The organism is Actinocorallia herbida (genome assembly GCF_003751225.1).
GTDB classification, from domain to species: Bacteria; Actinomycetota; Actinomycetes; order Streptosporangiales; family Streptosporangiaceae; genus Actinocorallia; species Actinocorallia herbida.
The window spans coordinates 7,490,901-7,513,513 of record NZ_RJKE01000001.1 but is presented as its reverse complement, the minus strand read 5'-3'; the positions used below and the strand labels follow the sequence as shown (position 1 = coordinate 7,513,513).

Here is a 22,613-nt window from a genome sequence, read left to right as displayed (position 1 = left end):
CGCATGACTATCAGAGCAGTTGTGTTTGATGTTGGTGAGTGCCTTGTGGATGAGACGCGGGAGTATGGGACGTGGGCGGACTGGTTGGGGGTGCCTCGGCATGCGTTCTCGGCGATGTTCGGGGCGGTGATCGCTCGGGGGCTGGACTACCGGGAGACGTTCCAGGTGTTCCGGCCTGGGTTTGAGCTGTATGAGGAGCGGAAGAAGAGGGCGGAGGCCGGGCAGCCGGAGTGGTTCGGGGAAGGGGACCTGTATCCGGATGTGCGGCCTGCCTTGAGCAAGTTGCGGGAGGCTGGGCTGTGGGTGGGGATCGCGGGGAACCAGACGGTGAGGGCGGGGGGCATCCTGCGGGGGCTGGAGCTTCCGGCGGACTTCTTGGCGACGTCGGATGACTGGGGGGTGTCGAAGCCTGATCCGGAGTTCTTTCGGCGGTTGGTGGAGGTGGCGCCGTGTGAGGCGCACGAGATCTTGTATGTGGGGGATCGGCTGGACAATGACATTCGGCCGGCGGTGGAGGTGGGGTTGAAGACGGCGTTGATCCGGCGGGGGCCTTGGGGGTTGATCCAATGGGAAGACCCGGAAGCTCGGAGTGTTCCGACGATGCGGATTCACTCGCTGGAGGAGCTTCCGGGTCTGGTGGAGGCGTTTAACGCTGGAGGGTGCTGAGGGTGGTCTGCCAGCCGTAGAGGCGGTCGTCCAGGCGTTGGACGCATTCGTTGTCCTGCCAGGGTTGGAGGGCTCGGCGGACGTCGTGGATGCGCTCCATACCCGTCGCGTACCAGGTCAGGGCCAGTTGGTCGAGGGCCTGTTCGGCGTAGGTGCAGGCGGCTTCGGGGTTCTTGCGGGCGGCTTCGACTGCGGCCAGGTCGCCTAGGACCACTACGCGCTGCTTGCCGGCTTCCTCGGGGAGGTCGGCTAGGACGGCGGTCAGGGTTTCGTGGGCCTGGGGGTAGTGGCCTGCTACGAGCTGGGTGTTGCCCTTGAAGGCGGATAGGCGGACGGGGGAGAACCAGTCGAACCAGGCCGGGTCTTCGTGGTGCGGGGCGGTGGTGAGGGTCTGTTCGCCGTGGTCGATGAGACGGAGGGCCTCGCGGGGGTGGCCTGAGCGGGTTTCGCATTCGGCTTCGACGGCGTCGAGCCATGCGAGGAACTGGGCGCTGGCGTTGCCGCGGCGGGCGTAGGTGCGGGCGGCTCGCATGCGCTCGGTGGCTTCTTCGCGGCGGCCTGCCCAGCCGGGGACGAACGCGGCGTGGGCGAGGATGGCGGCGCCGAGGAGGGCGTCATCGGCTTCGCCTGCGGCCTGGAGGGCGCGGACCAAGGTGGCGTCGGCCTCGTCGGGCTGGCGGAGGTCGAAGAACTCGATGCGGCCGGCCATGAGGAGGGACTCGGCCAACGCGGTGGCGAGGATGCGGCGGGACACTCCGCTGGTCTCGCCGAGGAGCTGCGTTCCGAGACGGGCGTGTTCGGCGACGGCGGGATGCATCTGGGCCGGTTGGACCGTCCAGTAGAGGCGGCGGTGGGCGGTGGTGATGGCGGCGTAGTCGCTGCCCGCGGTGGAGGGCTGCACGCCGGTGGACGCCTGGGGGAGGGGGAGCGGGACGCCTTGGGCCGGGGCGGTATGGGGTGTCGTCATCCTGGTGCTCGTCGGCTGGGCGGCCTCGGTGCTCCACGGGGCGGTGAAGCCCAAGTCCTCGACGGGGCGTTGCAGGACGTGGACCAACAGGCGCTGATGGTCGGCGCGGGGCCACGGGGGAGTGCTGGACTCCCAACGGCGGACCTGGCGGGCGCTGATCTCCATGCGGCCGAGACCGAGTTGCGGGGCGGCTCGGGTCAGCGCATCGGCGAGTGCCTGCTGAGAGGCGAACCCGGCGTGCTGCCTGGCGGCCTTCAACCTCGTGTTGCCGACTGGACGTGACATGCGGTCCTTCCTCCGGACGTACGGGCCGTTGTTGGCTCGACTGTAGCTCTTCAACGGACTTTCAAAGGACTAACCGGACACGGGTTGCCTAGAAAGGCCGCTAAGAGTCCTCTAGATGGCCTTAAGAGGACCTTTGATAGGCCGTTTGGCTCGTCCACCCTTGACGCAACGCAGTCGAGCGTGTGGAGGGCTTGATGGCAAAGCAGGACGGCTCCGGGTCCGGGCGCTGCACGGGGTGCGGTGGTCGGGGCTGGAAGTTCGTGTCTTCGCCTGTGGTGCTGATGGCGGTGACGGTGAGCGGGGACGTCGAGTGGGTCCCCGAGCGTGAGCCGTGCTGCCGGTGCGCTGGGTCCGGCCGAGTGAAGAAGGCGGCTGCGTAATGGGTGCGGGGCCGGCGGTACCCGGTCTGGTCGGTTGCTCGCGCGGGTGCGGGTGGCTCGCTGAAGGGCCGCCGGCCTCGTCTTTTTCACTGAAGGGCGAGCATGGACCGTGAGGAGAAGACCGTCGTTCTCGGGCGGCTGTGCCGGGTGCTGGCGGTGTCCGGGGTGGGGATGCAGTTGCGGGACGCGGTGCCGCGGCTTGTCGTCAGTTCTGCGGGCTCGTCCGTCGGGGTCTGGGTCGGAGACGACGGGCTCATCGCGTGGGAGCCCGGTGGGGGACGGTCAGAGCCGGACCGGATCTACCATGTCGCTGCCGAGGTCCTTGCGTTGCTCGCCGACGGCGGGGAAGAGGACGACGGTGGGTGAGGGGGGCGATGTCGCAGGGTTCGTGTTCTTGTCGAGGGCGCTGCGGGCGAGAGGGATGAATGCCCAGATACGAACTGAACTCGGGGCGGTGTTCTTGCGGGTCTGGCATCCGCGGCTTGCCGGGGTCGGCGTCTGTGTCGGGGTTCGGCTGGAACCTGGTCCGGAGGGGGTTCTGGAGGCTTGGTTCGAGTCCGGGGGCGACTTGCTGGCGCTGTGCTCGGAGTGGGATCGGGCCTCGGGGGAGGTCGTCAAGGTGATGTGGCCGATCCTGGCGGTGGTCGCGGGGCGCTCGTGAGCGGGCTGCGGAACCACGGCGGATGAGGGGGAAGCCCCTGGTAGGAGGGGTGGCGGCGGACGAGGCGGCCTGTAAGCCGGGTTCTGTTCTGGAGGGTCGTTGCCGACGTCTCCTTGGCGGTCATCCATCTTGGGGGGCCGTTGCCGGCGCCCTCTAGCGACCTACCCGCGGACTCGGGCGGGCAGCCCTCGTGCATCCGCTGTCTGGTCTTGCTCCGGGTGGGGTTTACCTAGCCGCCCGGATCGCTCCGGGCGCTGGTGAGCTCTTACCTCACCGTTTCACCCTTACCCTGCGCTCCTGGGAGCGCGGGGCGGTCTGTTCTCTGTGGCACTGTCCCGCGGGTCGCCCCGGGTCGGTGTTACCGACCACCCTGCCCTGTGGAGCCCGGACTTTCCTCGGCGGGAGATCCGAAGACCCCCCGACGCGACCGCCCGGCCGGCTCGTCCGCCGTAGCCCGATCTTACCCTTGCGATCGTTGCGAACGTGTCCTGAGGCGCGCTCGCGCAAGAGCGTCGAGGAGTTCCGGAACGGGGACACGGGCCCGCCGCAGGAGCAGTTCGCTCAGGAAGCCCGATCTCTGGCCGCTCGAGTTCTCAAGTCCCAGGCCGCGGGAAAGGCGAAGGGGCACGGCCGGTGGCCGTGCCCCTTTCGGTCGAGGTGCCGGGTTACTTGGCGGCGCTCTTGACGATGCCGTCCGCGGCGGGGCGGTCGGTGGCGGCGGCGAGGGCGAATTCCTCGAAGGGGGCCTCGATGCTGCCGAGGGAGACGGTCTCGCGCTTGAAGAACAGGGCGAGGGTCCAGTCGGCGACGACGCGGACCTTGCGGTTGAAGGTCGGGACGCGCGACAGGTGGTAGGTGCGGTGCATGAGCCAGGCGCTCATGCCGCGGAGCTTGGTGCCGTAGACGTGCGCGACGCCCTTGTGCAGGCCGAGGCCCGCGACCGAGCCGACGTAGGCGTGGCGGTAGACCTCGAGGGCCTTGCCGCGGTAGGCGGCCACGATGTTGTCGGCGAGGACCTTGGACTGGCGGACGGCGTGCTGCGCGTTCGGCGCGCAGAACTCCGTGCCCTCCTTGGTGAGGTCGGGGATCGCGGCGTTGTCGCCCGCGGTGAAGGCCCGGACGGTGCCCTCGATCTGGAGGAACTCGTTGCCCTTGACCCGGCCGCGCTCGTCGATCGGCAGGTCGGTGGACTTGCCGAGCGGGTTGGCCTTGGCGCCCGCGGTCCAGACCAGGGTGTTGGTCGGGAACTTCTCGCCGTCCGACAGCTCGATGACGTTGTCGACCGCGGACTGCAGGAAGGTCTTCAGCTTGACGTCGATGCCGCGCCCGCGCAGCTGCTCGGCGGTCCACTTGCCGAGCTCGGGGCCGACCTCGGGCAGGATCCGGTCGGCGGCCTCGACCATGACCCAGCGCATGTCGTCGGCGCGCAGGTTCGGGTGCAGCTTGATCGCGTCGCGGGCCATGTCCTCCATCTCCGCCAGCGCCTCGACGCCGGCGAAGCCGCCGCCGACGACGACGAAGGTGAGGGCGCGCTTGCGCAGCTCGAGGTCGTCGGTCGACGAGGCGATGTCGAGCTGCCCGAGGACGTGGTTGCGCAGGTGGATGGCCTCACCGATGGTCTTGAAGCCGATGCCGTTCTCGGCGAGCCCGGGGATGGGCAGCGTGCGCGAGACGGATCCGGCGGCCATGACGAGGTAGTCGTAGGTGAGCCTCTTCGGGGGGCCCTCGACGGGCTGGATGATGGCCCAGCGCTCGGCGTGGGAGAGCTCGGTGACGCGAGCGGTGACGATGTTGACCTTCGGCAGGACCCGGCGCAGCGGAACGACCACGTGCCGCGGCGAGAGGTTTCCGGCCGCCGCCTCGGGGAGGAAGGGCTGGTACGTCATGTACGACTGCGGGTCGACGATGGTGATCTCGACCTCGCCGCGCTTCAGTTCGCTCTTGAGCTTCTTCTGGAGGCGGAGCGCGGTGTACAGGCCGACATAGCCACCCCCCACGATGAGGATGTGCGGGGCGTCGGGGTTCGCGTCAGGCCTAGTGGCCATCTCAAGCTCCTAAAGAGGTGTCACCTTGTGAAGACATTCACAATGTAGCGGACTTGGGTGGTCTAGTCCAAACCAGAACCAAGGAACTTCCGCATATATTTCTAGTTTGGTAAAACTGGATCGGTCTAGGGCCGTGAACTACGACACAAGTTCTCGATATCCCAAAACCTGACCGTCGTTAATGACCAACGTCACATCTCACGTACCCCAAGGTCCGGTGAGGCCCTAGGGTTTTGCGGGGACCGCGCGCGAGCGCGCGTGCTCGCGTACGATCTCGACCCGGGAGTGCTGATCTGATGAAGAAGACCTCGGGACGGGCCGCCGTCCTCCAAGTGGCCCTGACATCCCTGGCTGGGGCGTCCCTGATCTCGGGCTGCGGCGTCGTGGGCAGTGGCTCCGGAAGCGGAGAGCTGGCGGAGTTCACCGTCAGCAGCCCGGCGTTCAGCGACATGAAGGATATCCCCGACCGCTACGGCTGCGCCGCGCTGGGGGGGCAGGGCAAGATCCTGCCCCTGCACTGGTCCGGAGTCCCGGAGGCGAAGGCCTTCGCGGTCGTCGTCGACGACCCGGACGCGCGCGGTGGCACGTATATTCACTGGGTGCTCGCCAATCTGGACGGGACGACTGCCGACCTCGTCGAGGGCGTGGTCCCCGACCGCGGTGAGCAGGGCCGCAACTCCGCGGGAAGCGCGTCGTACCTGGCGCCCTGCCCGCCGAAGGGGGAGCGGCACAGGATCCGCTTCACGGTCTACGCGCTGTCCTCGCCCATTCCCGAGGACGAGGTGAGCGGCTTGAAGGACTCACTGCCCGCGATCGCCGAGCGCACCGTCGGACGGGGGCGCATCACCGGATACGTCGGGCCGCAGTCCGAGTCGTGAGACTTCCCGGACCTGTGGCCAAAACGAGAGAGATCGTGTGATGGTAGGGGTGCGCGAACGGATGGGCAGGGCGCGGTGACAAGCGGGACCGGGCACGTACGGCCGTACCGGCCGACACCAACGGGGCCGGTTCTGTGCGCCGGGCCATGGCACTGGGTGGAGCGATGATTATCGTTATTACGGGGTTGGTCGTACTCGTCGGTCTCGTCGTGGTGCTCGTCGCGCTCGGGATGCGGGCGCAGCGCGAGCGCGACGATGACGACGACTGGATGACCGACGACCCGAAGGCACGCAAGGACGGCGAGGACCCCGCGGGGCCCGACCGCAGGGTCGCCGGGGCGCCGCTGTCGGCGCCGACGGCGGGCGAGCCCGGCCGCGGCAGCCGCGCGGCCGCCCGTGGGGGCAAGGCCGGCGGCGACCGCATGGCCGACGACGACTACTGGGCGACGATCACGTTCGACAAGCCCAAGTTCCCCTGGCAGAACGGTGAGGGCGGCGAAGGCAAGCCCCCCGTGGCCGACCCGCTCGACTCCGTGCCGCAGCCCGAGCCGGAGCCCGCCCACGCCCAGGCCCAAGGCGGCCAGGACGACCAGTACGCGGACTCCTACGGTGGCGACCAGTACGCCGACCAGCAGTACGCCGACCAGCAGTACGCCGACCAGCAGTACGGCGACCAGCAGTACGGCGACCAGCAGTACGCCGACTCCTACTCCGACCAGCAGTACGGCGGGGACCAGCAGTACGCCGAGCAGCAGTACGGGGACCAGCAGTACGGCGCCGACGGCTACGGCTACGGCGAGGAGACCACCGCCTACTACCCCGACCAGAACGACGGGCACGGCTACGACCCCGAGCCGGTCCAGCGCCCGCTGCGGCCCGATCCGCTGGAGCCCGCGGCCGCCGACTGGCAGAACGAGCCGCTGACCCGGTTCGACCAGCCCCCGGTGCGCGGTTTCGACCAGCCGCAGTACGACGTGCCGCAGTACGAGCAGCAGCAGTACGACCAGCCTTACGAGCAGCAGCCCGCCGCCGCGGCCTACGAGGCGCCGCAGCAGCGGATCCCGCAGCCCGACCCGCTCGGCCTGCCCGACCCGTTCGCCCGTCCCGCGGCCGCGGCGCAGTCGCGCGACCCCGAGGCGACCCAGGCCTACCCGGCGGCGCCCCTCGGCGGCCTCGGCTCGGCCACCGGCCCGCTGGGCGCGGGGTCCTACGGCTCCCCGGCACCGCGCTCGACCGGCCCGCTGCCCACGCAGGGGAGCAACCCGCTGTCCACGGGGCCGTCGATCCCCGCGCCGCCGCCCGTGCGCTCCACCGGCCCGCTGAGCACCGGGCCCGCGTCCCCGCTGAGCGGTCCGCTCGGCGGCGCCGTGCCCGCGTCCCCGCTGAGCCCGCCGCTGGGCGGAGCTCCGTCCTACGGCGGCCCGGTCGACCCGCCGTCGGCGAGCGAGACCACCGACGGCACCCGCCTGCCGACCGTGGACGAGCTGCTCCAGCGGATCCAGGCCGACCGCCGCAAGTCCGACGCCCCGGGCTCCTCGGCGTCCTACAGCCCGACCCCGGCGCTGGACCCGCTGAACGACCCGCTGAACTCCGCGGACCGCGACTACGGCTCGTCCTGGTCGTCGTCCACGCCCTCGGGTTCGGACGCCCTGGGCGGCTCCTCCTACGGCTCGCCGTCCTACACCGGCTCCACCGACTACCCGACGGCCCCCACCTACGGGGCCGACCCCACCCCGGCGCGCTACGACGACCCGCTCAGCGGCTACGGCTCGAGCGGCTCCTCCACGTCCGGCACCGGCGGCTACCCGAGCGGTTCCTCCTACGGCCAGGGCGGAGAGAGCGCCGGACGCTACGGGGACTTCTCCGGCAGCAGCTACAGCGGCAACACCGGGGAGCAGCCGACCGGGACGACGGGTTCCGGCGGCTACTACCCGGGCGAGCAGGCGCCGTTCCCCGCGCCCGTCGACCCGGCGCCGCAGTACCCGACCCAGCAGTACCCGACGGCCCAGTACGCCGACCAGCCTCGGGCCACCGAGGAATGGGACGAGTACCGCGACTACCGGCACTAGCGCCCGGCACCGGCGCGGAATGGCCGTCGGTGACCGAGCGGCTGTGATTCGATACAGCATGTGACCTTCGAACCACAGAATGTAGTGACGCGTTTCATCGCGCCCGGCAGGGATATTCCCGCGTCGTTCGTGGTGTTCCTGGTGGCGGTCCCGCTCTCACTAGGCATCGCCGTCGCCGCCGGGGTACCGGTGGCCGCGGGGCTGGTGGCCGCCGCGGTCGGCGGCATCATCGTCGGTCTGATCGGCGGGGCCCCGCTCCAGGTGAGCGGTCCGTCCGCCGGGATCACCGTGATCGTCGCCTCGATGGTGCAGACCTACGGGTGGCAGGCCACGTGCGCCATCACGATAGGCGCGGGCCTGCTCCAGATCGGGCTCGGCGCCTGCCGGGTCGCCCGGACGGCGCTGGCGGTGTCGCCCGCGGTCATGTACGGCATGCTCGGCGGCATCGGCGCGGTGATCGTGCTGTCGCAGCTGCACATCGTGCTCGGCGGCACCCCCCAGGAGTCGCCGATCGCCAACCTGGTCGACCTGCCCCGGCAGATCGGCGAGAACCACTCGGCGGCGGTGCTCATCGGCGTGCTGACCGTGGTCGTGCTGCTGGTCTGGGAGCGGCTGCCGTTCCGCAGGGTGCCGGCCCCGCTCGTCGCCATCGCGGTGGCCACGCTCGCCGCCTGGGCGGGCGGCCTGGACGTCCCGCGGGTCGATTTCCCCGACTCCTTCTTCGGCGACTGGAGCACCCCGAAGGTGCCCGACGCCCCGCTGCCCGACCTGGTCGGCGCGGTGGTCGCGGTCGCGCTCGTCGCGAGCGTGGAGTCGCTGCTGTGCGCGGTGCTGATGGACCGGACGCGGCCGGTCGGGGTGGCGCGCAGCGACCTGGACCGGGAGATGATCGGCCAGGGCGTGGGCAACTGCTTCTCCGGCTTCCTCGGCGGCCTGCCGATCTCCGGCGTCGTCGTCCGCTCGGCGGCCAACGTCCGGGCGGGCGCGCTCACCCGCGCCTCGACGGTCCTGCACGGCGTCTGGGTGGTGGCGCTGTCGCTGTCGGGCGCGCTGCTCATCGAGCAGATCCCGCTGTCCGCGCTCGCCGCGCTGCTCGTGGCGCTGGGCCTGCGGATGATGGACCCCTCCCCGCTGAAGGGCCTGCGCGCGCACCGGGAGACCTGGATCTACTGGCTCACCCTGGCGGGCGTGGTCGTCCTCGGCCTCGGCGAGGGCGTGCTGCTGGGGATGGCGCTGGCGGCCTGCCTGGCGCTGCGGCGGCTGACCCGGGTGCGGATCCGCACCGAGCAGCGCGAGGGGAAGTGGCATGTCGTGGTGGCCGGGTCGCTGACGTTCCTGGGGGTCCCCAAGCTGAACGCGGCCCTGGCCGACCTCCCGCCGGGCGTCCCGGTGGACCTCGACCTCGACGTCGACTTCATGGACAACGCGGCGTTCGACACTATCCACACCTGGCGCGTTTCCCATGAAAGGCAGGGCGGTAGGGTCGATATCGATGAAATCCACGAGTCTTGGTATGAAAACGCTATGACAGGCGAAGCTGCTCCCAAGGACAAGTCGTCCGGGGGCGTCCGGTGGTGGGCGCCCTGGTCACGCCGCGAGCGCGGCCCGGTCCAGGACCTCGATGGCGTATCGCCGCGTGAGGTGCTCCTCGCGGGCGTCCGCGAGTACCACGGACGCACCGCGCGTCTCGTTCGTCCGATCATGGCCGAGCTGGCCATGGCCCAGACCCCTGACCATCTCTTCATCACCTGCGTCGACTCACGGGTGGTGCCCAATCTGATCACCGCCAGCGGGCCCGGCGACATCTTCATCAACCGCAACGTCGGCAACCTCGTGCCGCGCTACGGCTCGCGGGTGCCCGACGACTCGGTGATGGCGACCGTCGAGTACGCGACCTCGGTCCTCGACGTGAAGACGATCACCGTCTGCGGCCACTCCAACTGCGGCGCGATGGCCGGTGTGCTGGCCGGGGGCAGCGAGGTGGAGCACCTGCCGCAGCTGTCGAACTGGCTGAAGCACGCCAACTACAGCCTCGACAGGTACCTGCACGAGCCGGAGGGCGACGGCGCGGCGAGCCCGCTCACGCGGCTGTGCCAGACCAACGTCGTCCAGCAGCTCGACAACCTGCTCAGCTACCCGTGGCTGAAGCGCCGTGTCGACCTGGGCGAGATCGAACTGGTCGGCATGTACCTGGACCTGGAGACCGCCAAGGTCCACATCCTCGACCCCGACCACGGATCCTTCCTCGCGGTGCCCGACGAGGTGCCGACCGAGGAGGGCGACGGCCGCCGCGACGCCGAGGCGACCGCCTAGCCCGCAGCGCCCAGCGAGCCCGCAGGGCCCCCGGACCGCAGGTCCGGGGGCTTTGTCGTGTCCGGAGACGCGAGCCCTTCCTGGACGCTCTCGGAGGCTTCCGGGGCGTCTTCTCCGGGCCCGGACGGGACGAGGAACGGGGTGACCCAGGCCGGGGTGACGGACCGGGCGAACGCGACGGCCTCGGCCTCGCCGGCGTCGATGATCGCGTAACCGCCCTCGCCCGCCCCCACCGCGACGGTCAGGGTGGCGACGCCGCCGCGCCGCTGGAAGACGCTCTGCCGGAGCTTCCAGCCGACGACCGCACGGTTCTCGATGATCTCCTGGTGCCGGACGAGCGATCCCGACCTGACCGAGAGCAGCCGCCCGTCGGTGGCGTGGCCGAGCTGCCGGTACCTGTCGAGTCCCAGCGGGACGCCCAAGGCGGCCGCGACGAGGCCGAGCCCGACGAGCCACGGGTGCCCGGTCGCGGTGGCGGCCGCGGCGAGGACGAGGGGCGGCCACACCGCACGGGAGATCCGCCGGGTGCGCGCCGCCGGGGGATGGGCGGCGAGGGGAGCGGTGAACGGCCCGGCGATCCGTTCGATGACGTCCTCGGCGACCGGGCGCGGCGCGGTCGGCAGCAGTCTGCCGCGCTGTTCCGCGTCGCCGAGACCGGTGACGAGCGCGGTGAGCCGCACCACGCCGAGCATCCGCTCCAGCGGGTTGTCGCGCAGTTCCACGCCCCGGATGCGGCGCTTCTCCAGGGTGACGCTGCGCCGGCTGACCAGGCCGCGCTCGGCGAGCAGCGCGCCCTGCCCGCTCTCGGCGTCCCGCACGGCTCTGAGCTGGAAGTCCCAGTTGAACCAGGCGAACACCAGCACCGACGCCAGCGGCATCGCCAGCACGAACAGCAGCGCCACGACGACGCCGGCGACGGGGGAGAACCCGAGGACCCGGTCGCCGAGGTGGCTGAGGGTGCCCTCGGAGATCAGGCCGACCTCGTTGCTGAGGTTGTACAGGGTGCCGAGGAGGCTTCCGGCGAGCGCGAAGGGCGTCAGCAGGTAGGCGCCGCTCAGCGGGGCGTACCAGTACCAGGACGGTTCGGACCGGGCGATCACCTCCGGCCTGGGCGCGCCCCGGACCACCGGGCCGCGGCCCAGCAGGCGTGCCCTGAGCCGCTCGGCCTCGCCGCGGGCCACCCCGTCCAGGATGCCCTCGTCCCCGCCGGCCGCCGCGTCGATCCGGACGACGGCGAGGCCGAGGAGCCGGTGGGCGGGGCTCGCGGTGATGTCGACGCCGCGGATCCGCTCCAGCGGGATCGTCTTCACCGACCGGCCGATGAGCTGGTGGCGCAGTTCGACGCGGTCGGGGTAGAGCGTGTAGGTGAACGACCACCACCGCACGGCCTGGTGCAGCAGGCCCATGCCGAACGCGGCGAGGGTGAAGTAGACGGCGACGTTGAACCCGCTGATCAGCAGCCCGCTGACCGCCACGACGAGCAGCGCGGCGAGTTCGCGCACCGCCCCGGCGATGCAGCTGACCGGGCTGAGCCGCCGGGTGTCGGGCGCCGGGGGCGGCGGGGGAACCGGGGCGGGACGGCCCTGGCCGTCGCCCTCGGCGGCGGGGCTCTGCCCCGGCTCGCCGGTGATCATGTGGCGTCGTCCCGCAGGTCGTGGGCGCGCCGGGCGAGCCGCTCGGCCAGCGCGGTGGCGGTGCCGAGGGGCAGCCCGGTCAGCTCGGATGAGCCCTCGTGCGAGGCGGTGGTGACCTTCAGCGTGGCGAGGTCGAGCAGCCGCTCCAGCCAGCTCTGCACCGCGTCGACGGTCTGGATCCGGCTCACCGGGACCAGCAGCCACTCGCGGTGCAACCAGCCGACCGTGGTGTACACCACATCGGCGCTGACCTCCCAGCGGTGCACCCGGTAGCGCCACGGCGGGATCACCAGGAGGGCGAGCACGCTGAGCGCGCCGACCGTCCAGGGCAGCCAGAGAGGCTGGAACGTCCAGTCCGCGCCGACGGTCCAGGCGGTGAAGCCGTAGGCCACGCCGGTCAGCACCGCGCCGCCGATCAGGAGATCGGCGGCCCATTTGATCACTGCCCGGCCGGAGACCCGGTGCTCGGGCGGCCTCAGCCCCGTTGTCACGATCTCACCCTATGCGGCGGTGCGCGATAAAAGCGGGGTGCGGGCGCGCGGCCCGCCGCTAGTCGGGGCGGCGGGCGCCGAACATGATCTCGTCCCAGGACGGGACGCTGGCGCGGCGGTTGCGGGCGGGGCGCTTGCGCGGCCGGGGCTCGGGCTTGGTCGCGGCGGCGGCCGCGGCGGGCACCGGCGCGGGCTTCGGCTTCAACGCGGGGACGGGCACCGGCTCCGGCTCGGGCGCAGGGGCGGGCGCGGGAGCGGGTTCGGCGGCCGCGGGCGGCGCGACCGGCTCGGGCACGGCCGGAACCGCGGGCTCGGGCTCGGCCACCGGCTGCGCGGCGGCCGCGGGCTGCGGCTCGGGCTGCCGGACGGGCTCGGGAACGGAAGCGGTGATCGGCTCTTGCGGCACGGTGGGCTCCTCGACGGCGACGGGCTCCGGCTCAGACTGCTGCTGAGCGGAAGTCGTGTTCGGGGAGTCCTCCGGGGCGGGCCGCTCCGCGGCCAGGGCGGCCGGCCGGGGGCCGGCGGCGGGGCTTTCCGACGCGCTGTCGGCGGGGGAGGGGACGCCGGGCCGCGCGGGGGCGGCGTCGGCGGGGTCGAGGGCGGGCTCCGTGGCGGCGGGCGGCTCGGGAGCGGTCGGCGTGCCGGGCGCGGTGGCGTCCAGGAGGGCGCTGAGCGCGTCGAGGTCGGGCAGGTCGGCGCCGCGCGACTCGCGCTGGAACCGCTCGGGGGTGAAGGGCTCGGGGGACAGGGGCGGGCTGGGCGGCAGCGACGGCAGCGCGTCGGCGAGGTCGGGGCGCTGGCTGAACGGCGCGGGGACCGGCCGGCCGGCCGGGAACTCGCGCCGGTGGTCGGAGACGATCTTCATCGCCGGACGGCGCAGCGGCGTGACGGTGTCGGCGGGGGACTCCGGCTCCTCCTCCTCGCCGAGGTGGATGAGCCGCGCGGCCTCGTCGTCGAGGGCGCGCACGACCCGGCGGCGCGGGTCGAACTTCCACTCCGCGGCGTGCGGGCGGCCGGCGTCGTAGAACGACAGCCGGATCTGCCAGGAATTGTCCTCGCACTTCCAGGCGTCCCAGGTGACGTCCTCGAGGTCGGCGCCGCGACGGCCGAGGCGCTCTTCGACGAGTTCGCCGAGCGGGGGTCCGGGGGTCGGCTCACCGGGGGTGCGCACGACGCAGCGCTGGGCCTGCTGCGCCATGTACTCGCGCTCTTGAAGGACCGGGCCCTCGAACCACCTGACGCGTTCTACGGGGATGCCGGCGGACTCGGCGATCTCCTCCGCCGTCTCCCCCGCGCGGATGCGGGCCTGGATCTCCTTGGGGCGCAAAGGGCTCTCCACTTCGATCTCGAACTGACCGAGTCGGGAGAAGTGCCCACGGACGGCGGCGCGCAGCCGATCGTCCACGGGCAGGGTGAACCGGGTGCCCCGGCCGGCGGTGGCCAGCACGAGGTACGAACCGTCCTCGCTTACCGCCACGAGGCGCAGCTCCTGCATGCGTGTCCTTCCCAGCCTTGTCCCGGGCCCTGACGCCGTCGGTTGCGACAGCGGGCGCATGCGTCCCATCCCCCGGACGCTCCGCACGGGCAACCGCCCGGAGCCCTCCCAGTGTCTCGTCAGGGACACACCCGCTGCCAGCACCGTACCCGGCATGTCCGAACATCGTCGCTCCGATTCGTCCGGTGTGCTAGTGCCTGCGGGTCCTCCGCATGCGCGGTGTCACCCGGAGTACAGGACAAAGCCGTTCTCCTCCCGCGGCTAGCTTGCCTTGCGCGGAGGCCTCGCGGGGCGCCGCTGCGGGTTTCTTGTGCATCCTTTTCCCTGGCGGGCGGCTTGCGGGCCGCCCGCCAGGAAGGAAAATGGGGTTTCGCGGCTTATGTTCCGGAGGCGTTCATGTCCGGAGGGCGGAAGGGGGGTCGCTACGCTCCGAACACGCGGCGCAGGTAGGCGTTGCGGAAGAGCCGGTCGGGGTCGAGTTCGTCACGCAGCTTCGTGAAGTCGCCGAAACGCGGGTAGACCGTCTCCAGGTAGGCGGCGTCGCGCGTGTGCATCTTGCCCCAGTGCGGACGCCCCTCGAAGGCGGTCAGGATCTCCTCGACGCCCTCGAAGTACGCCTTGTGGTCGTTGCGGTGGTAGACGTGCACGGCGATGAAGGCCGAGCGCCGGTCGTGCGCCATGGACAGCCAGGCGTCCTCGGCGGGCAGCAGCCGGACCTCGATGGGGAAGCTGATCCGCCAGCCGCGCCGGTCGAACGCCGCGCGGATCTCGCGCAGCGCGGGGACGAGGTGCTCGCGCGGGATCGCGTACTCCTGCTCCTTGAACCGGACGGTCCGGGAGCTGGTGAAGACCTCGTGCGAGGTGTCGGTGAAGGTGCGCGCGCCCAGCAGCTTGGCCGAGATCCCGTTGATGGGGCCGATCGTCGAGGGCATCCTGCGGGTGAGGCCCTGGGCGACGCCGAAGACCTTGTTGGAGATGAACTCGTCGTCGAGCCACGCCTTGAACTTCGGCAGCGGGTCGCGCGGGCCCTCGACCCGGTTGTTGCGCTTGGTCAGGCAGCCCTCGCTGTGCGGGAACCAGTAGAACTCGAAGTGCTCGTTGTCGGCTTCCAGCTCGTCGACGCGACCGAGGACCTCGTCCCAGGCCATCGGCTCCTCCCGGGCGCACAGGAGGAACGAGGGGACGGTCCGCCAGGTGATGGCGGTGACGACGCCGAGCGCGCCGAGGCCCACGCGGGCGGCGTCGAACAGCTCGGGCCGCTCGGTCGCCGAGCAGGTCACGACCGATCCGTCGGCGAGGACGAGTTCGAGCCCGGCGATCTGCGAGGCGAGGCCCGCGTGGTCTCGGCCGGTGCCGTGGGTGCCGGTCTGGCTGGCCCCGGCGATCGTCTGCTCCTGGATGTCGCCCATGTTGGCGAGGGCCAGGCCGTGCTCGGCGAGGATCTGGTTGAGCCGCCAGAGCGGCAGCCCCGCCTCGGCGGTGACGAGGCCGGTGGCGGTGTCGATGGACCGCACCCCGGTGAGCCCGGACGGGCGCAGCAGCACGCCGTCGGTGAGCGCCACGCCGGTGAAGGAGTGCCCGGTGCCGGGCATCCGGATCGCCAGCCCGTCCGCGGCGGCCGCGCGGACCGCCGCCGCGACCTCCTCGGTCGAGCGGGGGGTGACGACGCGGGCGGGGACGGACTTCTCGTTGCCCGCCCAGTTGCGCCAGGTTTCCACAGACATGGAAGGAGGGTAGTGGACGCCGATTATGAAGAAAGTTCGCGTTTGCCGTCGTTATCGAACCGTGACACGGTTTTCAGCCGCGCCACGACGGCGAGGCCCATCAGGGCGCCCGCGATCCCCGCCGCGAGGGCGAACGCGAACGCCGGGCCCGAGCCGTGGGAGTCGATGATCGCGCCTGCGGCCGACGCGCCTCCCGCCACGCCCAGCCCGACCGCGGTCGACGCCCAGGTCAGCCCCTCGGTCAGCCGGCCCTCCGGCACCAGGCGCTCCAGCACCCCGTAGGCCGGGATGATCGTCGGGGAGATCGCGAGCCCCGCGAAGAAGATCACCGCCATCATCACCGGCAGGCTCTCCACCAGGGTGACCGGCACCAGGCCGAGCGCGAACAGCCCGAGGCCCAGGCGGAAGCGCCGCGCGAGCGGCCACACCCAGGTCCGCGCGCCGTACCAGAGGCCCGCGACGCCGCTGCCCGCGGCGAAGCACGCGAGCACGAGGCCCGACAGGCCCTTGCTGCCCTGCTCGTCGGCGAAGGCGATCGCGCTCACCTCGACCGCGCCGAACACGAGGCCCAGGGAGAGGAAGACCAGCGCCATCCCCGGCACGCCCGGGTAGGCCAGGGCGGTGCGCCCGCCGCGCCGTCCCGGGGAGGCCGGAGGCTGGGTGCGGGTCTGGACCGCGAAGGCGAGGCCCCCGACGAGGGTGAACAGCCCCGCCGCGACCAGGCCGCCCGCCGGGACGACCCCGGTCGCCAGCGCCGTCGCCAGCGGCGGACCGGTGATGAAGACCAGCTCGTCCAGTACCGACTCCATGGCGAAGGCGGTGCCCAGGGGCGGCCTGTTCTCCGGGGCCAGCAGGTGCGACCAGCGCGCCCGGACCAGCGCCCCCATCGACGGCGAGGTCATGCCGACCAGGACGCCCGTCGCGAACAGGGTCCAGGCGGCCGCGCCGAGTTCGGCGCAGAGGATCAGCCCGGTCATCGCGACCGCGTTCGCCGAGACCAGCGGCACCAGGACGCGGCGCTGCCCGTGCCGGTCGATCAGCCGGGCGATCATCGGGGAGGCGATCGCGTAGGCGACCTGTGTGGTCGCCGCCACCGCGCCGGCCAGCGCGTAGCCGCCGTGCGTGCCTGTGACCATGAGCACGATGCCGATCCCGAGCATCGACATGGCCATCCGGCCCACAAAGCTCGCGGGCACGAATGATCGCGCGCCGGGCAGTTCGAACAGCGCCCGGTACGGATTGGCCATGAGATACACCCCCGAATCGGAAACCGTACCTGTCGTCCGTAAATGCCATGTGGTCGCCCTCCGGCGCTAGCCTTCCGGGGTGCGCAAAGACCGCCTGGTGACCGCCGTGGCCTCCGTCGCCGTCCTCGCCGTGACCGCCGTCGCGGTGTGGGCGGCGATCCGGCTGGGGGCCGTCGAGGAGCCGTCAAGCCCCGCCGCGCTCTCCGCGGGGGCGCCCTCCGCCCCCGCCGCGCCGGTCGTCGCCGCGCTGGAGCGGGTCGTCGTGCCCGACGTCCTGGCCGTCGTGCCCGCAGGGGCCGGCGCCGCCCAGGTCGACCGGATCAGGAAGATCGCCAAGGTGGCCGACGTGATCACCGTGGCGGGCGGGGCGGTCACCCTGGAGGGGAAGCGCGTCGACGTCCTGGCGGTGGACCCGTCGGAGTTCCGGTCCTGGACGCCGCCGGTCACCGCCGAGAGCCAGGCGCTGTGGACCGCCCTGGCCGGAGGGAGGTTCGTGGCCGCGTCCACGGCGGCCGACGACCTGGGGCTCTCCCTCGGCGCGACCTACCGCCTCGCCGGGGGCGAGGCGCCGTCCGTCGCGCTGGGCGGCACCGCGCCCCTGGGCCTGCCCGGCGTGGACGTCCTGGTGCCGCCGGAGACCGGGACGAGGATGGGCCTCGTGCCGTCCGTCGCCGTGCTGGTGAACGCGCCGGGCGTCAAGCCCGCGACGCTGGTGAAGAAGATCCGCGCGATCCTCGGCAAGAAGGCCGAGGTGATGAACCTGCACACCGCGGACCGGGCCGGCACGGCGGGCAGCTACCTCGACCTGTACAAGCGCGCGGCGACGGCCTGCCCCGGCCTGTCCTGGACGGTCCTCGCCGCGATCGGCCAGGTGGAGAGCGACCACGGCACGAACGTCGGCCCGTCCAGCGCGGGTGCGCTCGGCCCGATGCAGTTCATGCCCGCGACCTGGCAGAGCTACGGCACGGACGGGGACGGCGACGGCAAGGCCGACATCATGAGCCCGTTCGACGCGATCCCCGCGGCCGCCGGGTACCTGTGCGCGGCGGGCGCCCAGAAGGACCTGTACAAGGCCGTCTTCGCCTACAACCACGCGGACTGGTACGTCCAGGAGGTCCTGGCCCTCGCCGACGCCTACGCCAGGAAGTTCGCCTAGGCGGGCCCGGCCGGGCCGGTCCGCTCCCCGGCGGCCGGTCTCATAGGCTGATCCCATGGACGCGTTGCTGCTGGTCTCCTTCGGCGGCCCGGAGGGCCCCGAGGACGTCATGCCCTTCCTGGAGAACGTCACGCGGGGTCGGAACGTCCCGCGCGCAAGGCTCGAGGCGGTCGCCGAGCACTACCACCTCTTCGGCGGCGTCAGCCCGATCAACGGCCACTGCCGGGAGCTGAAGGCCGAGCTCGAGAAGCTCGTCGACGTCCCCGTCTACTGGGGCAACCGGAACTGGGCGCCCTACCTCGCCGACACCGTCGCGGAGATGAAGGCCGACGGGATCACCTCGGCCGTGGCGTTCGTCACCTCCGCCTACAGCGGCTACTCCTCCTCCGGCCAGTACCAGGAGGACATCGACCGCGCCCGGGAGGCCGTCCCCGGCGCGCCCGAGATCACCAAGCTGCCCCCGTACTGCCTGGAGCCGGGCTTCGTCGGCGCGTTCACCGAGGCGACGGGGAAGGCGCTCGCCCAGCTCCCCGAGGCGCGGCTGGTGTTCACCGCGCACAGCGTCCCGCTGGGGCAGCCTGGCCGCCCGGACTACGAGGCGGAGCTGCACGAGGTGGCCCGTCGCGTCCACGCCGCGTCCGGCGCGTCCGGTGATTTCGATCTCGTCTACCAGAGCCGCAGCGGCCCGCCCACCCAGCCCTGGCTGGAGCCCGACGTCCTGGACCACCTGAGGGCGCTGCACGCCCGGGGCGTCACCGACGTCGTCCTCGTGCCGATCGGCTTCGTGTCCGACCACATGGAGGTCCTCTACGACCTTGACGTGGAGGCCCGCGACCTCGCCGCCGAACTGGGCCTGCGCCTCGTCCGCGCGGCCACCCCCGGGATCGCGCTCGCACCCCTCGCCCGCGACCTGCTCGAAAGGCTCTGACGTGACGGCGGACCCGGATCACCTCGCGCTCCTCGACCTGGCCGTCGCCACCGCCCGCGAGACCGGGCGGATGCTGATCGACGAGCGCCCGGCGGGCGGCCCCGACGTGGTCGCGACCAAGTCGAGCGCCACCGACGTCGTCACCCAGATGGATCGGGCGGCCGAGCGGCTCGTCCGTGCGCGGATCGGCGCGGCCCGGCCCGGGGACGCCTTCCTCGGCGAGGAGGAGGGGGACACCGCGGGCTCCACCGGCGTGCGCTGGGTCGTCGACCCGATCGACGGGACCGTCAACTACCTGTACGACCTGCCGGACTGGGCGGTGAGCATCGCGGCCGAGGTCGACGGGGCCGCCGTCGCGGGCGTGGTCGAGGTGCCGCGCCGCGGCTGGACGTTCACCGCGGTCCGCGGCGGCGGCGCCTTCCTGAACGGCGAGCCGATCCGCTGCACGTCAGGGGTGCCGCTCCAGAAGGCGCTGGTGGCGACGGGCTTCGGCTACGAGGCCGCGCGGCGGGCGGCCCAGGCGCGGGTGCTGGCCGGGGTGCTGCCGAACGTCCGGGACATCCGCAGGAACGGGGCGGCGGCGATCGACCTGTGCCAGGTCGCGGCGGGCCGGCTCGACGGGTACTACGAGCGCGGCGTGCACCACTGGGACATCGCGGCGGGGAGCCTGATCGTCATCGAGGCGGGCGGCCGGGTGGGCGGCCTCGATGGGGCCCCCGCGGGGAACGAGCTGACGATCGCGGCCGGTGCCGAACTGTTCGGCCCGCTGCACGATCTGCTGGCGCCGCTCGGCCCCGCGAGGGACTGAGCCGTCCCGTGACCGGGAGGCTCGAGGGAACTGGGGGGTCAGCGAGTGGGGAGGTCGTGGGCGTCGGCGATGCGCCGCAGCTCGTCGATCTCCGATTGGCGCAGGTCGGCGAGGTAGACGTCACCGTCCCTCGTGGCGGCCTGGAGGGAGGCGTAGGCGTCCTTCAACCGCTGCTGGATCGTCTCGTTCAGCTCGCTCATGGGCATGGTCCTTCCGGGTCAGACCCTCCCTACCCCCCGGCAAGACTGGTCTAAACCTTTACCCACAGAGAATTTCAGCCTCGGTCATCGGGGCTTCGCTTACCGGTCGCTTACCGGGTCTGTGGCATAACGGAGAGGTCGCGGCAGGTCGCGGCGGGGAGAAAGAGGAGCCGAAGGTGCGAGTGCTGGTCGTCGAGGACGAACGGGTCATGGCCGACGCGATCGCCACGGGACTGCGCCGTGAGGCGATGGCCGTCGACATCGCCTATGACGGGGCGGGCGCGCTGGAACGCGCGGGGATCAACGAGTACGACGTGATCGTGCTGGACCGGGACCTGCCGAAGGTGCACGGCGACGACGTGTGCCGCACCCTCGTCGCCGAGCGGTACGGCGCCCGGATCCTCATGCTGACCGCGGCGGGCGAGCTGGAGGACAAGGTCGACGGGCTCAACCTCGGCGCCGACGACTACCTGCCCAAGCCGTTCGCGTTCAAGGAGCTGATCGCCCGGGTGCGCGCGCTCGGCCGCCGCGTCGCCACCCCGGTGCCGCCGGTCCTCACCCGCGCCGGGATCGAACTCGACGCGGGCCGCTTCACCGTGTCCCGCGACGGCCACCCCGTCGAGCTGACCCGCAAGGAGTTCGCCGTCCTCGAGGTGCTGCTGGCCGCCGACGGCGTGGTGGTGAGCTCCGAGCAGCTCCTGGAGAAGGCCTGGGACGAGCACATCGACCCGTTCACCAACGTGGTGCGCGTCACCATGATGACGCTGCGCAAGAAGCTCGGCGACCCGCCCGTCATCGAGACGGTCCCGGGCGTGGGGTACCGGCTGTGACGTCCCCGAAGACCCTGTTCAAGGACCTGCGGGAGCTGCCGAGGCGGGTCAGCGTGAGGCTGCGGCTCACCTTGCTCTATGGCGTCCTGTTCTTCTTCGCGGGCTGCCTGCTCATGGCGGTCACCTACGTGTTCGTCGGCCAGTCGTTCAGCGACGTGCTCCGGCCGGGCAGCGACCTCACCTACCGGTCCGCGGACGGGTACTCCTACACCACGGTCCCGGTCGACGACCTGCGCACGGGCATGCTGGCCCAGCTCGTCAAGCGGATGGTGTTCGCGCTGTTCGGGGTCGGCCTGATGGCCCTCGTCCTCGGCTACATCGTCGCCGACCGGGCGCTCGCCCCGCTGCACGCGATCACCGCGGCCGCGCGGCGGCTCTCGGAGAGCACCCTGCACGAGCGGATCGCGCTGGAGGGCCCCGAGGACGAGATCAAGGAGCTCGCCGACACGTTCGACGCGATGCTCGTCCGGCTCAGCGAGGCGTTCGACTCCCAGCGCAGGTTCGTCGCCAACGCCTCGCACGAGCTGCGCACCCCGCTGGCGATCAACCGGACCCTGCTGGAGGTCGCGCTCACCGACCCCGAGGTGTCCCCGGACATGATGACGGTCGGCAAGACCCTGCTGGCCACCAACGCCAGGCACGAGCGGCTCATCGAGGGGCTGCTGCTGCTGGCGCGCAGCGAGCGGGAGCTGACCACCCGCAAGGTCGTCGACCTGAAGGAGGTCGCCGACACCGTCCTCGAGTCCGTCCGCAAGCGCCCCGAGGCCGAGCGTCCGGACGTCACCCTGAACACCGAGCTGACCTCGGCGGACACCGTCGGCGACCCCGTCCTGCTGGAGCATCTGATCGCCAACCTCGTCGACAACGCGCTCAAGCACAACGTCGAGGGCGGCGAGGTCTTCCTGCGCACCGGGGTGCTGGACGGCGCCGCGGCCTGCCAGGTGGAGAACTCGGGCCCGGTGATCCCCGCCTACGAGATCGACCGGCTCTTCGAGCCTTTCCGGCGGCTCAACAGCGACCGGATCGAGTCGGCCAAGGGCGCGGGGCTCGGCCTGTCCATCGTGCGCTCGGTGGTCAACGCGCACCGCGGGACCGTGGTGACGAGCCCGAGGCCGGGCGGCGGCCTCATCATCACCGTGCGGCTGCCGCTCCAGCCCCAGCCCCGCTGACGCGGCCGGGGCCCCGGGCGGCCCGCGGTCAGGCCGCCGCGCCCGCCTGGCGCTTGAGCTCGCCGATGGCGTTGTGGTCCTCGTCGGCGTCGGCGGCCGACTGGTTGAAGTAGTTCTTGTAGTACATGCCGTCGCTCGCGCCGCCGCTGTTGTCGGGGTCGGGGAACAGCGTCGAGTACGAGATGGCGTCGCAGGTCGCGCCGCCCTGGTTGTCGGTGATGCTCTCCTGGACGACCGACTTGAACTCGTACTTGGGCGTGTGGTGCAGGAACGTCAGGGTCCCCGAGCAGGAGAACGCGGTGTTCGCGCCGGGCTCGCTGGTGACCTTGATCGTCGCGGTGGGGGAGCCTTCGGTGACCACGACGACCACGAGGTACTTCGCCGAGCTCGGCTTGATCTGGATGACCTCGCCGGACCAGGTGCCCGCGTAGTCGGCCTCGAAGCCCGCCGCGGCGGGCCCGGTCGGCGTCGGCGTCCCGCCGCCCTCGTCGTCGCGCGTGAGCAGGACGACGAGGACGGCGGCCATGACGGCGATGACGGCGACCGCGGAGCCGAGCACGACCAGGACCGGTGACACCCCGCGCCTGGGCGGAGGCCCCTGGAACGGGGGCGGGGAGCCGTACGGGGGCTGTCCAGAGGGCGGAGGGTACACGCGGCGTCCTTCGGG

Annotated in this window: 19 protein-coding genes and 1 other RNA gene; 10 read left to right on the top strand and 10 right to left on the bottom strand. The window is 71.8% G+C overall.

Features of this window, described 5'->3' with window-relative positions; genetic code table 11:
• Positions 1–3: 3 nt before the first annotated feature.
• Positions 4–666 (top strand): HAD family hydrolase, encoded by a 663-nt coding sequence (locus tag EDD29_RS34285; protein ID WP_123668407.1) that lies wholly within the window; start codon positions 4–6, stop codon positions 664–666.
• Here EDD29_RS34285 and EDD29_RS34280 read toward each other — a convergent pair.
• Positions 647–1,918, bottom strand: a complete 1,272-nt coding sequence (locus tag EDD29_RS34280; protein WP_123668406.1) for an NsdA family TPR-like regulatory protein — start codon at positions 1,916–1,918, stop codon at positions 647–649. The genes EDD29_RS34285 and EDD29_RS34280 overlap by 20 nt on opposite strands.
• A gap of 482 nt (positions 1,919–2,400) precedes the next feature.
• Here EDD29_RS34280 and EDD29_RS34275 point away from each other — a divergent pair, with 482 nt between their 5' ends.
• Positions 2,401–2,664: a hypothetical protein gene (locus EDD29_RS34275; protein ID WP_123668405.1), complete on the top strand. Its 264-nt coding sequence runs from the start codon at positions 2,401–2,403 to the stop codon at positions 2,662–2,664.
• Positions 2,665–3,015: 351 nt separating this feature from the next.
• Here EDD29_RS34275 and rnpB read toward each other — a convergent pair.
• Positions 3,016–3,402, bottom strand: an RNA gene (gene rnpB / locus EDD29_RS34265) — RNase P RNA component class A.
• A gap of 222 nt (positions 3,403–3,624) precedes the next feature.
• Positions 3,625–5,004 carry an NAD(P)/FAD-dependent oxidoreductase gene (locus EDD29_RS34260; protein ID WP_123668403.1) on the bottom strand — a complete coding sequence of 460 codons (1,380 nt, stop codon included), beginning with the start codon at positions 5,002–5,004 and terminating at the stop codon, positions 3,625–3,627.
• 296 nt (positions 5,005–5,300) lie between these two features.
• Between EDD29_RS34260 and EDD29_RS34255 the strand changes: the two genes are divergently transcribed.
• The 3 genes from EDD29_RS34255 to EDD29_RS47860 all read left to right on the top strand — a co-directional run bounded on the left by EDD29_RS34255 (position 5,301) and on the right by EDD29_RS47860 (position 10,264).
• Positions 5,301–5,882 (top strand): YbhB/YbcL family Raf kinase inhibitor-like protein, encoded by a 582-nt coding sequence (locus EDD29_RS34255; protein WP_123668402.1) that lies wholly within the window; start codon positions 5,301–5,303, stop codon positions 5,880–5,882.
• A gap of 185 nt (positions 5,883–6,067) precedes the next feature.
• Positions 6,068–7,951, top strand: a complete 1,884-nt coding sequence (locus EDD29_RS34250) for a hypothetical protein (RefSeq protein ID WP_123668401.1) — start codon at positions 6,068–6,070, stop codon at positions 7,949–7,951.
• Positions 7,952–8,035: 84 nt separating this feature from the next.
• Complete coding sequence (locus tag EDD29_RS47860; RefSeq protein WP_211360093.1) at positions 8,036–10,264, top strand: SulP family inorganic anion transporter; 2,229 nt, start codon at positions 8,036–8,038, stop codon at positions 10,262–10,264.
• On the opposite strand, the gene EDD29_RS34240 is transcribed toward EDD29_RS47860, so the two are convergent.
• The 5 genes from EDD29_RS34240 to EDD29_RS34220 all read right to left on the bottom strand — a co-directional run bounded on the left by EDD29_RS34240 (position 10,261) and on the right by EDD29_RS34220 (position 16,855).
• Complete coding sequence (locus tag EDD29_RS34240) at positions 10,261–11,898, bottom strand: PH domain-containing protein (RefSeq protein ID WP_123668400.1); 1,638 nt, start codon at positions 11,896–11,898, stop codon at positions 10,261–10,263. The two genes, EDD29_RS47860 and EDD29_RS34240, sit on opposite strands and share 4 nt — an antisense overlap.
• Complete coding sequence (locus EDD29_RS34235) at positions 11,895–12,389, bottom strand: PH domain-containing protein (protein ID WP_246053145.1); 495 nt, start codon at positions 12,387–12,389, stop codon at positions 11,895–11,897. The genes EDD29_RS34240 and EDD29_RS34235 overlap by 4 nt, the downstream gene beginning before the upstream one ends.
• Positions 12,390–12,447: 58 nt before the next feature.
• A complete protein-coding gene (gene sepH / locus EDD29_RS34230) occupies positions 12,448–13,884 on the bottom strand; it encodes a septation protein SepH (protein WP_123668398.1) in 1,437 nt (478 codons plus the stop codon).
• 422 nt (positions 13,885–14,306) lie between these two features.
• A complete protein-coding gene (locus EDD29_RS34225) occupies positions 14,307–15,608 on the bottom strand; it encodes a D-arabinono-1,4-lactone oxidase (RefSeq protein WP_123668397.1) in 1,302 nt (433 codons plus the stop codon).
• A 23-nt stretch (positions 15,609–15,631) separates the two neighbouring features.
• Positions 15,632–16,855 carry an MFS transporter gene (locus EDD29_RS34220; RefSeq protein WP_123668396.1) on the bottom strand — a complete coding sequence of 408 codons (1,224 nt, stop codon included), beginning with the start codon at positions 16,853–16,855 and terminating at the stop codon, positions 15,632–15,634.
• 79 nt (positions 16,856–16,934) lie between these two features.
• Here EDD29_RS34220 and EDD29_RS46570 point away from each other — a divergent pair, with 79 nt between their 5' ends.
• From EDD29_RS46570 to EDD29_RS34205, 3 genes are read left to right on the top strand one after another with little or no spacing between them, the layout of a single operon-like run.
• Positions 16,935–18,011: a lytic transglycosylase domain-containing protein gene (locus tag EDD29_RS46570; RefSeq protein ID WP_211360092.1), complete on the top strand. Its 1,077-nt coding sequence runs from the start codon at positions 16,935–16,937 to the stop codon at positions 18,009–18,011.
• A gap of 55 nt (positions 18,012–18,066) precedes the next feature.
• On the top strand, positions 18,067–18,939 hold the full coding sequence (gene hemH / locus EDD29_RS34210; protein WP_123668395.1) for a ferrochelatase: 873 nt from the start codon (positions 18,067–18,069) through the stop codon (positions 18,937–18,939).
• A gap of 1 nt (position 18,940) precedes the next feature.
• On the top strand, positions 18,941–19,747 hold the full coding sequence (locus EDD29_RS34205; RefSeq protein ID WP_281280969.1) for an inositol monophosphatase family protein: 807 nt from the start codon (positions 18,941–18,943) through the stop codon (positions 19,745–19,747).
• 38 nt (positions 19,748–19,785) lie between these two features.
• On the opposite strand, the gene EDD29_RS45920 is transcribed toward EDD29_RS34205, so the two are convergent.
• Positions 19,786–19,947, bottom strand: coding sequence for a hypothetical protein (locus EDD29_RS45920; protein ID WP_170201695.1), 162 nt, complete (start codon positions 19,945–19,947; stop codon positions 19,786–19,788).
• 176 nt (positions 19,948–20,123) lie between these two features.
• On the opposite strand from EDD29_RS45920, the gene EDD29_RS34200 reads away from it, so the two are divergent.
• Positions 20,124–20,777 (top strand): response regulator transcription factor, encoded by a 654-nt coding sequence (locus tag EDD29_RS34200; protein ID WP_123668393.1) that lies wholly within the window; start codon positions 20,124–20,126, stop codon positions 20,775–20,777.
• Complete coding sequence (locus EDD29_RS34195) at positions 20,774–21,946, top strand: sensor histidine kinase (protein WP_246053144.1); 1,173 nt, start codon at positions 20,774–20,776, stop codon at positions 21,944–21,946. The genes EDD29_RS34200 and EDD29_RS34195 overlap by 4 nt, the downstream gene beginning before the upstream one ends.
• A gap of 28 nt (positions 21,947–21,974) precedes the next feature.
• On the opposite strand, the gene EDD29_RS34190 is transcribed toward EDD29_RS34195, so the two are convergent.
• On the bottom strand, positions 21,975–22,523 hold the full coding sequence (locus EDD29_RS34190; RefSeq protein ID WP_123668392.1) for a hypothetical protein: 549 nt from the start codon (positions 22,521–22,523) through the stop codon (positions 21,975–21,977).
• Positions 22,524–22,613 lie beyond the last annotated feature (90 nt).